The organism is Prevotella sp. AM42-24, assembly GCF_003461825.1.
Taxonomy (GTDB): domain Bacteria; phylum Bacteroidota; class Bacteroidia; order Bacteroidales; family Bacteroidaceae; genus Prevotella; species Prevotella hominis.
The window spans coordinates 236-6,348 of the sequence record NZ_QTXV01000103.1 but is presented as its reverse complement, the minus strand read 5'-3'; the positions used below and the strand labels follow the sequence as shown (position 1 = coordinate 6,348).

Annotated in this window: 6 protein-coding genes and 1 pseudogene; 5 read left to right on the top strand and 2 right to left on the bottom strand. The window is 39.2% G+C overall.

Annotated elements, in window-relative coordinates; translation table 11 throughout:
* Nucleotides 1-39: 39 nt before the first annotated feature.
* The 5 genes and pseudogenes from DW917_RS15965 to DW917_RS15945 all read left to right on the top strand — a co-directional run.
* A pseudogene (locus tag DW917_RS15965) lies at nucleotides 40-204 on the top strand (tyrosine-type recombinase/integrase); the annotation flags it as partial.
* A gap of 163 nt (nucleotides 205-367) precedes the next feature.
* Entirely contained in the window at nucleotides 368-1,162 is a 795-nt protein-coding gene (locus DW917_RS15960; RefSeq protein WP_118120314.1) for a hypothetical protein, read from the top strand.
* Nucleotides 1,163-1,260: 98 nt separating this feature from the next.
* Nucleotides 1,261-1,629 carry a helix-turn-helix domain-containing protein gene (locus DW917_RS15955; protein ID WP_089542644.1) on the top strand — a complete coding sequence of 123 codons (369 nt, stop codon included), beginning with the start codon at nucleotides 1,261-1,263 and terminating at the stop codon, nucleotides 1,627-1,629.
* An 11-nt stretch (nucleotides 1,630-1,640) separates the two neighbouring features.
* Nucleotides 1,641-3,035, top strand: coding sequence for a YfjI family protein (locus DW917_RS15950; RefSeq protein ID WP_118120312.1), 1,395 nt, complete (start codon nucleotides 1,641-1,643; stop codon nucleotides 3,033-3,035).
* Nucleotides 3,036-3,121: 86 nt separating this feature from the next.
* Nucleotides 3,122-4,192 (top strand): DUF6371 domain-containing protein, encoded by a 1,071-nt coding sequence (locus DW917_RS15945; RefSeq protein ID WP_118120310.1) that lies wholly within the window; start codon nucleotides 3,122-3,124, stop codon nucleotides 4,190-4,192.
* Nucleotides 4,193-4,486: 294 nt separating this feature from the next.
* On the opposite strand, the gene DW917_RS15940 is transcribed toward DW917_RS15945, so the two are convergent.
* Both DW917_RS15940 and DW917_RS17880 read right to left on the bottom strand, forming a co-directional pair.
* The gene (locus DW917_RS15940) at nucleotides 4,487-5,518 is read right to left on the bottom strand and encodes a hypothetical protein (RefSeq protein ID WP_147344237.1); all 1,032 of its coding nucleotides are present in this window, start codon (nucleotides 5,516-5,518) and stop codon (nucleotides 4,487-4,489) included.
* A 61-nt stretch (nucleotides 5,519-5,579) separates the two neighbouring features.
* On the bottom strand, nucleotides 5,580-6,113 hold a 534-nt coding region (locus DW917_RS17880), incomplete at its 5' end, for an ORF6N domain-containing protein (protein WP_370453547.1).

Here is a 6,113-nt window from a genome sequence, read left to right as displayed (position 1 = left end):
CTCTCATATTCACTTTCCGTTGCTTTTGCTTAAATTGTGCATTGCTTCCGGCACTCGTATGCAACAATCCAAATCGCCTTAGGCACAGACATTTACACGGTTTCGAAGATGCTTACCCATAAGAATGTAAGCACAACACAGATATATGCCGACCTCGTGAACGCAAAGAAAAGAGAGACAGCAAATAAGATTTCTCTTAAATAAATCCATTGCATTCATTTCATGGTGCCCGATATTGAAAAAATGTTCAATATCGGGCTTTTTAGTTAAAGGCTCCTAAAAGTTTTACGTGAGTCACGCGTGACTCACGTGTCAGTTTCTGCAGTTTTTCCTATTTTTGCACCACAAATGATTAATAATACGCAATATGAAACAGTTTAAAAAAGAATTTTTGACACAGCATTTATTGGTTTTGTGTGCAATGTCTATCATTGGTGCACTTGTTCGCAACGAAGCTATGCAATATGGTGTAGACACCTTTAGCTGCAACTTGACGTTCGTTATCTCAACCACCATACTGATGGTTGTTTATCTCCATGCATTAGATAGTATCGTACGATTGCTTGCCCCATGGTTTAAGCATATCTTTTGTAATACAGTAAACAATACAGAAAGAAAGCGTCAGTCTTCTATTGCCATCAATGAAACAAATACATATGACGAGGGAGAAGAGCTAAACCTGGAAGATGTAACTTTCGTCTATGCAGATAAAGCCTCTTCTTGTATTACAAGCTATGAACAGTTGAGACAGGAAGCATTGGAAGACAAAGCCAAAAAGGAAAAGGTCTTGTTAAACTCAGCTATCGATTATACCAGAAGAACTTTTGCTGCCTACATGAAAGAGGAGCATTTGAATCAACTTTGTGACAACATCGCTATTTTCCAGTGTTGTGCCTCTACACACATGAGACATCATTCATTGATTGTTGACAAGGCTATTCGTACTATAGACTTAATGCATTATGCTTGGAATATAGGAAACCTTTTCAAGAAGAAAGGCATTGATACAGCAACCTTTATAAAACAAGTTTTTGCTGATGCGCTGGTTGATGTGGAAATATCCACTATTATTAGGAAGTTAAGAATGGAAGGTACCTGCATCATAGAATTACTACCAAGCTTAGATGTTCAAGGCGGAATCAAGACACATTATTGTTGCTGATAAGCATTGAGCAGTTATTCAGAGGTTATATCTCAGTGATATTTATCTCCATTACATAACTCATTTACTTTGTACCCGAATAATAAAAATGAACAGATATGATAAATGAAAGTATCACCTTTGATAAGTTACCACAAGCGGTTTCTTATTTAACAGAACAAGTTATCGAGTTGAAGCAAATGGTATCAGCACTTCAACCTACATCATCAGCAAATAACCATATATTGGTTGAGATTGATGAGGCTGCTATTATTATAATGAAGTCGAAGCCAACCATTTATCGATTGGTTAACCAAGGCATTCTGCCATCCTATAAAAAAGGTAAGAAGCTATACTTCTATAAGGATGAGCTGCTTGCATGGATTGAGAATGGTCGAAAAGCTACCAAGGAGCAGAACCATTCTGAAATGCTAAAAGCCATGCAAGGAGGAATGAAGCGCAAACCCAAGTCAATGTATAATTTTTAACTCTATGCCAAATGACAGCTTTAAATAACAATAAGGAAACTTCCATCAATCCAATGATTATCATGGATAAGGCTATTGATATGAGTACTCGCCTATCAGGAAGCCAGTTTCCCGTAAGCATCTTTCCTGCCAAGATTCAGAGAATCATCAAGGAGGTACACGAATGCCACAGTTTCCCTACCGACTATATATCAGCAGCCATACTCACTGCATTGGCTGTTGGTATCGGCAACACGCACTTGGCACAGATGAAACAAGGTTGGCTTGAAAGTCCTATCTTATACATGGCTCTTATCGGAAGACCAGGAGCCAACAAGAGCCACCCACTTAGCTTCGCTATGAAGCCATTCCTCGATTACGACTATGAGCAAAACAAGTTGTTCGAGGAGCAATACAGTAAGTTTGAGGAAAAGATGTGCATGTCTCGCAAGGAACGCATTGAAAATGGAGAGGATGGATTTCCGCAAGAACCTGTACGCAAACGTTTCTTGGTCTCTGATGTCACACCAGAAGGCTTGAGCTATATTCATGCGCAGAACAAGAGGGGTTTGTGCCTATGGACAGATGAGCTATCTGCATGGTTCAAGAACTTCAACCGCTATAACAATGGTTCAGAGGAACAGTTCTGGCTATCAGTCTTTAGCGCCAAGACAACCATATCAGACAGAAGAAGTTCCAAAAGTTCCATCTTCATTAAACGCCCCTATATCTCAGTAATCGGAACCATCCAAAAGAAGATACTTAGTGAGTTGGCGAAAGGCGAACGCTCCAGCAACGGCTTCATCGATCGCATTTTGTTCGTCATGCCTAACCTTCAGCAGAAAGCGAGATGGAGTGACCGAGAGTTGCCCGATAATATAGAGCGAGATTGGCAAGCCATCATTCAACACCTTATTGATATGGAGTGTCCAATAAATGAGCAACAGGAAATCGAGCCTCATGTCTTATCATTCACTGAAGAAGCTAAGGCAAGGCTCTATGAATGGCAGCATCATTTCTCCGAGCAATGCGACAATGAAACAAATGATACCATTGTCAGCATCTATTGCAAGTTGGAGATATACATCATCCGTTTCTGTCTGATTATTCAATTGGCACGATGGACGTGTGGAGAATGTGATAAGGAAGCCATCGACCTGCTGAGTGTAGAGCGAGCCATCCGATTGACAGATTATTTCAAGAACTCTGCCATATCAGTACAAAATATCCTCAACGAGAATATGCTCACCGCTCAACAACAAGCAATCGTCAACCATCTTCCTGCAACATTCACCACGGCGCAAGCTCATGATGTCGCCAAAGAGAACGACATGAAGTCAAGGACATTGGAAAGATTTCTGAATGATAACATCGGAGTTCTATTTCGCAAAGAGAAGCATGGAGAATATTCAAAGATTAACTCGTGACGGTATTGTCGGTTTTGTCGCTTTTGACGGTTTTAATACCAAAAGCGACAAAACCGACAGAACCGCCACATAAAAAAAGAAATGAAATGAGTACACATAGATTCATATTAGAGCCATACAAAGGCATCGCTACCCGACATACATGTCTAGAATGTCATAAGAAACGTAGCTTCGCCCGATATATTGACACAGAAGGGAAGATTGAGTTTCCTCCTTACGTGGGGCGCTGCAACCATGAGCAAAGTTGTGGTTATCACTTCACTCCCAAGGATTTTTTTGAGAAGAATCCCGAGAAGAATGAGACATTCACAAAGGATGAGACTATTTCATATAAGAAGAGAGAAATGCTGAAGCCATTACCCACTTCTTATATAGACGAGAACATCATGCGAAGTTCTCAGAAATGTTATGAGGCGAACAACCTTTTCTTGTTTCTATCTTCTCAATTCGGTGAAACAGCTACTCTTTCTTTGATGGAGAAATATCATGTCGGAACTTCCAAACACTGGACAGGTGCCACGGTATTTTGGCAAGTTGACAATCAAGGTAAGGTGAGAACTGGTAAGGTAATGCTCTATTATCCCGAGACAGGTAAGCGAGTAAAAGAACCATACAACCATATTTCATGGGTACACTCGCTTATCCCCCACAAGGATTTCAATCTCTGTCAATGCTTCTTTGGCGAACATCTTATAAATAAAGACAAGACCAAGCCTATAGCATTGGTTGAAAGTGAGAAGACAGCCTTGATAGCCTCCTACTATCTTCCTCAATTCTTATGGATAGCAAGTGGTGGTAAGAATGGTTGCTTTAACACGAAGTCGTTATCTGTTCTGAAAAACAGAGATGTGGTCTTATTCCCTGATTTGGGAGCGACAACAGTTTGGCAAGATAAGCTGCCAATGATGCAAGTTCTCGGCATCCGTGCAACACTTTTCGACTTTTTAGAGCATCAAGCCTGCGAAGAAGATAAAGCTAAAGGCTTGGACATTGCTGATTATTTGCTCAAAATCAAGCCTGCAGAAGCAAAACTTCAAGCCCTCATCAAACAGAATCCTGCCATTCGGAAGTTGATAGATGTCTTCAAACTCGAAATTATTGACGAGCCTCAACCACGTTTCCGCACTCCTAAAAGGCAACGTGGTTTCAGACTCTGAGATGATTTGAAAAATCGAGGTATCTGACGATAGCAAGTTATGTTTTGAGTTACTCAAAACCTTTCGAGTTACTCTCGAAAGCACTTGCCTATCGGTAGATACCTCTCCAAAGTCGAGTATCTGAATCAACCTATCGGTAAGCAGAGAATTGCATATATGATGACTTACTGTCGTATAGATTCATTGATTTACTGTCGTATATATATGCATGTCATATGATAAAACGTTTTACATGGAATGAGTAGAAAAAGCCAATTTTTTCTTTCTACTATATATGTCATCGATTAATGATTCCTATTCTTGCGACAACTCCCAAGGCATACACCTACTATATGAAGATAAAGGCATTTGCTTGCCATCATACTCTTGTACGATTTGTTTGCGAAATAAAAGTCCAGAGTCATGTTCTTCCCACTTTATGCCCGTCACATAAGCCTTACCTTCTATCATTTTGATACCTATTGTATAATAAATCTTGTACCCATTACCATCACCATATGAAAGAATGAAGTCACTGCGTTCTACAAAATCCGTAGTTTTGTCTTTCCATGGTTTAACCAGCATTTCATATGGTAACCACCCTCCAGTAGGCTCTCCATTGCCTATCACATTATCATAAACCTCCTGTTTATTTTTATACTCAACAAGCAAGAGACGATCAGAGCAAATCGGAGGTATAGGAGCATCTTTCCAACTATCAAAATTAGGAGACAAAATTGCCACCCTAAAATCTTTAGCGAGCTTTAAGCTATCAACTACATCATAATTGGTTGAGATAGCAACTCCATGCCATTTATTAAATTCATCAATACATTGAGGACAATCCTTTATCCATAATGTGTCATTACAAAATACCATGGGAAGTTTGCGTTTGCCAATGGCAGAGATTTTCATTTTTCCACCCTGTTTGGTAAGTGTATATGGTCTTTGAATATGTAGGGAATCTGTTTGCAGATGCACTATATAAACATTCTTGTCATATTTCATCTTTTCCACATACAAAGAACCAAATACACTATCATTAAGGGTATCTATATCGCACCCATATATATCAAAATTCATCCTATTAACGTCAGCAACAATATCATCACAGCAGAAGTTTTTGAGGAATGATACAAAATCGTCTTGCAAAGCTTGACAGTAGGCTTTGCCTTTAGAATCATCGACATTAACTCTTTGAGCATAATAGTCATTACAGCCAACATAAAACTTCCTGAAAAATTCCGCTATGCTGTCATTCTCAGAGGTTTCTGTGCATTGGACTTTTTGATTGCAACCACAAAGGGGCAAAATGACCACCAATAATAAAATTATCTTTTTTACCATATTTTCCACCAAATAATGATTATACACAAATAAATTTCGTGCCATTAAAAGGCACATAAAGTCAAAAATAGATATGTTGCATTTCCAATTGATGGTATTCCAAGAGGAAGAGACGCTGAAACACTTCGGCATTGTTCTGTAGAAAGTGACGCATTGAAGTGAAAGCTCGCATTATTCGAATATTCACCTCAATCGCAGTGTCAGAACGTAAAACACTACTAAGCATAGCGATTCCGTTTTCAGTAAATACGTAAGGCATGTATTTCAAATGTTGTCCGCGTTCTTCGTTTAAGGTCGCAATTTGCGACCTTAAACATTCGTCCTTGGTCAATTGAAACATGAAATCTTCTGGAAATCGTTTAATATTACGTTTTACTTGCTCATTAAGACGCTTTGTTTCAACGCCATAAAGTGCGGCAAGGTCACGGTCAAGCATAACTTGTTGTCCTCTAATGATTTTTATTAGAGGCTCTATATTGTCAACAACAACCAACTGGTCACGATTTGTGACCAGTTCGCCGTTTCCTGTCTTTTCCGTTATGTTTGCCATATTCCTATCTTTATTTTTGAGATCACAAATTGTGACCTTAAACGT

Excerpts from the sequence above, each read along its gene's own strand:
- DW917_RS15960 (WP_118120314.1), top strand. The coding sequence starts at position 368 with ATGAAACAGTTTAAAAAAGAATTTTTGACACAGCATTTATTGGTTTTG.
- DW917_RS15955 (WP_089542644.1), top strand. The coding sequence starts at position 1,261 with ATGATAAATGAAAGTATCACCTTTGATAAGTTACCACAAGCGGTTTCT.
- DW917_RS15950 (WP_118120312.1), top strand. The coding sequence starts at position 1,641 with ATGACAGCTTTAAATAACAATAAGGAAACTTCCATCAATCCAATGATT.
- DW917_RS15945 (WP_118120310.1), top strand. The coding sequence starts at position 3,122 with ATGAGTACACATAGATTCATATTAGAGCCATACAAAGGCATCGCTACC.
- DW917_RS15940 (WP_147344237.1), bottom strand. The coding sequence starts at position 5,518 with ATGGTAAAAAAGATAATTTTATTATTGGTGGTCATTTTGCCCCTTTGT.